Raw genomic sequence first — 3,956 nt, forward strand, 5'->3', positions numbered from 1 at the left:
CAGATAACGCTCCCAGCTTTACTGCCCGCTTCGTGTCCCGCTTTGCGAAGCGCCTCGTTGCGTAACGAGGAGGCGAATCTTAGTCCCTTCATTCGCCCGTGACAAGGGTGTGACGCAAATAATTTTTCGAGCGACTCGGCGACTCACCAACCCACTGCTCCGTCGACCGATCGGCCGATCGCCGACAGGCCCGTCAGCGCACCTACTGACGACACCCCTATCGCGCTCGGCTCTTCGACCACGCGTCGAATGCCACCTCCGCCATGCGCTGGTATCCGGCGTCGCTCGGATGCACGTGGTCGTCGCTGTCGTAACGCGCAAGCAAGCGAGTCGGGTCCGACGGATCGCGCAAAGCGGCGTCGAAGTCGACGACCGCATCAAAGGCGCGACTCGTCCGGATCCACGCGTTGACCTCAGCGCGAATCTGTTCGCGCTCGGGCGGTAAGCTCGCGGGCGTCAGCGTGCTGCCCAAGATACGGACATGCCGCTCATGCGCCGCAGCAATCAGTCGCTGATACCCCGCGATGAGATCCGCCGCCTTCACTCGGACATGCGGGACGTCGCAGTCGAGTCCGGCGTGCGCCGGCATCCATCCGAAGTTGATGTCATTGATCCCGACGAGTTCGATCACGTCCCGCACGCCGGGCTGCCCCAGCGCGTCGCCGGCAAATCGCGCCTCGAGTGCCTGGCCGTAACACGGCGAATCGTTTAGCAAGCGGTTGCCGCTGATACCCGCGTTGACCGTCGCCGTCGGGACGGCGCCACCCGATGCCGACACGATCGCGCCGAAACGGTCGGGCCACCGGCGATTCGCATTGAGCGTCGAGCGCATGCCATCCGTGATCGAGTCTCCGATCGCGACGATCGCCTGCGCGCCTGGCGCTTCGACAGCCATCCGGTCGAGCCACAAATAAGACGTGATCCGCGCCCGAAATGCCGCCCCGTTCGTTTCCGACGCCACATCGCCCGGCCCGGAGATATAGCTGACCTGGCTCGCGACCTTGTGCCACGTCGTCGCGCGCACGTTAGCCGGCGCCGCGAAACTCAGCGCGAGCGGGCGACCGCCGGACACCGGCAGACTCACCGCGTCACTCCAGACGGCAGCACCCGGCGCCAACGTGACCTCGGTCTTGCCGTCAAAGGTCACCGGGCGCATCGTCCCCGCGACGATGTCGGCGCCCTGCGACGACGCACCCAGCGTGATCGAACGCAGCGTCACCGGGACGGCGCCGAATGCATTCGTCAATCGCACGCGGACCGCGCTCCCGGACAACGCCGGAAACACAATCTGCCGGACCGTACGCCCGCCCGTTTCGGGCGCGCGATTGAATGACGGCGCATCTCGAGGCGGTGCGACGGCTTGCGCCGCCGCGCTCCACGTCGCCACCCATCCGGACGGCAGCTCGACCCGCGGCGTCTGGGCGGCCATCGAAACGATCGGACACAGGCTGGTCACCAGCACAGCCCGCATCCCCCACGCGAACACGCCGCCGCGCCGCTCATCGACACGACCTGTCAGCCCAAGCGGGCCGTGCTGTCCGATCGACACCGCTCTGCCACCGAATGCGTACGCATGATTCGTCGCCGTGTCGCCCGTCTCGGGTCGGACAATATCCGGAAGCCCATCGGCATGTGCACGCATGCCGATGGGCCACTGTCGCGTCAGGGTCGAACATCTGGAAGCGGGAACGCGCCATCCATTCCGAATCGCCAGCCCGGCGAAATCGAAAACGTCGGCCGCGCACCGCTGAAGGCGGGCGATTTCAGCCTCAACCGCCCGCATCGCGCGCGTGCTGAACGTATTGAGCGTATTAAAGAAGGAAACCGGCTTGCGAGGTTTTTGCATGCTCGATGAGATTCGTAGCGCGGAGCCGGCATTGTGCCCGATCCCTCCATATCGAAGCGAACCCGCCGGCAGATCGCCGGTCTGATCACGGCGCGCGCGCGATGGCTCGAATCGGGGTGTCTTCGCGCACGTGGAACCGCATTTGCTCTCGGTTTCTTCCTCGAAGACCGACATCATCGAAACACAATATCCGACGATCTCGAACGTCAACGCCGTACAGAGACGAAACGCGCGACACGCCGCATCATGCCGATCGGCCACGTCGCGTCATCGACGACCGATCGGCAACACAGACAACAATCCGACATTCATGCGCTATCTGCACGTAGTGAACGGCGACTGCGCCGCACAAGTCCTCGCCCGCGCCCTCAGCGTCGCGGGGCGCGACGACGAAGTCGTCTGTCTGCGCGACGACCTCGCGATCGGGCCGATCGATCAAATCGACGACGCGCCGCACGCGCGCGCGAGCTTCTGGCAAAACGTCCTCGCGTCCGACGACGCCGCGCTCGCGAGCGCATTCGACACCGAAGTCGCGTCGATCCAGGCGCTCGCCCGCTCGGAATTCGAGGTCGTGGTCTGGCACGGCCGCAGCGCCGGCGATCAACTCGCGCTGCGCCGCGTTGCCTTTCATCTGCGCTCGATGCCCGACCGCTTCAATGAAGTCGGCCTCACGCTACAGGAGCTCGACCCGTCAAGTGTCGGCCCCGGCGGGCAAACCGCGGTCGCACTCTATTCGACCGACATCCTCCGCGCGCGGCTGCCGACGATCGCGCCGGTTTCCATGCTCCGCATGAGCCGGCTCGCGCTCGAATGGCAAGAACTCAAACGCGTGAGCTCCGAAGTCCGTCACCTCTCGACGCATACGATCGTCGGCGGGTCGTTCTGCGACATCGACGCGCAAATCATCGAGCGCCTCGATCCCGTCTGGCAGGCATTGCCCCCATTCGTCCGTTCAATCATGGACGCGCATACCGGTTTCTACGCGACCGACACGCTGATCGATTGGCGTATTCGCGAACTGGTCTCGATGGGTACCGTCGCCATTCGGGGCGACGGCCAGACCAGGGAGATTTGCAGAATGCATATCTCAGTCGATTCGGAATGAACGTCAATTCCTTCCATTTCGCTATCGAATCGAAAATTCCTTTCCCACTCCGATATCTAGGTATTCACATCTAGGTATAAACCCTAGATTCATCCCGCGACCTGTACTAGAATCCGTTTCGTGCCGAGCACAGTTTTATGTAAGTGCATCACTCGGCCCCTGAAACCTCTGGAACGTGCCGTGGACACCTCGTTCGATCGTCGATTCGCCCAATCCCAGCCCGCGAGCGCACGCCCGCGTGGCCGCACGATGGTGCGCCAATTGACCGCGGCGGACAGCAAGCGTCTGCTCGCGCATTTCATCGCGCTGAGCGAAGACGATCGCGTGCTCCGATTCGGCCAGCGCACGGCCGATATCGTGATCGAGAACTATGTGCGGGGCATCGACTTCGTCAACGACGCGGTATTCGGCGTGTTCGACAGCAATCTGAACCTGACCGGCGTCGGTCATCTCGCGTATCTGCCCGCGCGCGGCGACGACGAGCCGCGCACGGCGGAATTCGGTTTGTCTGTGTTGGATACGGCACGCGGCACCGGCGTCGGCTCGGCGCTGTTCGCGCGCGCGGCGATGCGCAGCCGTAACTCGGGCGTCGGCACGCTCTATATGCACTGCCTCTCGCACAACGCGACGATGATGCATATCGCGCGCAAAGCCGGTATGGACATCCACCGCGATTACGGTGAAGCCGATGCGTATTTGACGCTCCCGCCGGCCGACTCGGCATCGATTCTCGCCGAGATGTTCGAAGAACAGGTGGCCGTCTTCGACTACGCGCTCAAGCGCCAGGTCCGACACGCGAATACGTTCCTCGAGTCGCTGATGCCGAGTCTGTGATCGCCCGTTTGTGATCCGTCTCCAGGGGCGCCGGGCCTAGACAGCGCTCCCCGGTTGTCCAAAAAAGCCGCCGCGATGAACTGACCCCAAGAAATTGGACAGTAAAATGTTAGGCGGCCAAGGCCTGAGTTCGGTATTGCACCGGACTCAGGCCTTTTAGTTTGAGCTTGA

The 3,956-nt window shown here is 63.6% G+C and carries 3 protein-coding genes; 2 read left to right on the top strand and 1 reads right to left on the bottom strand.

All coding sequences use genetic code 11. The features are described 5' to 3' along the window. Positions 1-217: 217 nt before the first annotated feature. A complete protein-coding gene (locus tag D7S86_RS28810) occupies positions 218-1,471 on the bottom strand; it encodes an SGNH/GDSL hydrolase family protein (RefSeq protein WP_121091571.1) in 1,254 nt (417 codons plus the stop codon). A gap of 685 nt (positions 1,472-2,156) precedes the next feature. On the opposite strand from D7S86_RS28810, the gene D7S86_RS28815 reads away from it, so the two are divergent. Further along, complete coding sequence (locus D7S86_RS28815) at positions 2,157-2,951, top strand: DUF1835 domain-containing protein (protein WP_147432523.1); 795 nt, start codon at positions 2,157-2,159, stop codon at positions 2,949-2,951. Between the two features lie 180 nt (positions 2,952-3,131). Further along, positions 3,132-3,785 (top strand): GNAT family N-acetyltransferase, encoded by a 654-nt coding sequence (locus D7S86_RS28820; protein ID WP_240648458.1) that lies wholly within the window; start codon positions 3,132-3,134, stop codon positions 3,783-3,785. Positions 3,786-3,956 lie beyond the last annotated feature (171 nt).

This window comes from Pararobbsia silviterrae, from assembly GCF_003628125.1.
Taxonomy (GTDB): domain Bacteria; phylum Pseudomonadota; class Gammaproteobacteria; order Burkholderiales; family Burkholderiaceae; genus Pararobbsia; species Pararobbsia silviterrae.

Excerpts from the sequence above, each read along its gene's own strand:
- D7S86_RS28810 (WP_121091571.1), bottom strand. The coding sequence starts at position 1,471 with ATGCGGGCTGTGCTGGTGACCAGCCTGTGTCCGATCGTTTCGATGGCC.
- D7S86_RS28815 (WP_147432523.1), top strand. The coding sequence starts at position 2,157 with ATGCGCTATCTGCACGTAGTGAACGGCGACTGCGCCGCACAAGTCCTC.